Below are 236 nucleotides of genomic sequence, written 5' to 3'. Positions count from 1 at the left end.
CGGCGATTGAAGCAAGCTTCAATCCCGCTGCCCCTCGACTTGCATGTGTTAAGCCTGTAGCTAGCGTTCATCCTGAGCCAGGATCAAACTCTTCATTGTAAAATATCTTGTACATCCGTTAGGATGTGTTTTGTCTCTGTTCAGGATACCGTTTTATATTCAATTGACGGTTTATTCTTACTTTTCATCACATCATATATATAATGTGACGCTTGTACTACATTCTGTTTGTTTAT

1 rRNA gene is annotated in these 236 nt (G+C 39.4%); it reads right to left on the bottom strand.

Going from position 1 to position 236, the window contains the following annotated elements:
* Positions 1-99 (bottom strand): 16S ribosomal RNA (locus tag H6A61_RS15690); the annotation flags it as partial.
* Between the last annotated feature and the right edge of the window lie 137 nt (positions 100-236).

It is taken from the genome of Bacteroides caecigallinarum (assembly GCF_016901995.1).
Classification (GTDB): Bacteria; Bacteroidota; Bacteroidia; order Bacteroidales; family Bacteroidaceae; genus Phocaeicola; species Phocaeicola cellulolyticus.
The sequence above is the reverse complement of the archived record's forward strand: the minus strand, read 5'-3'. Positions and strand labels throughout refer to the sequence as shown.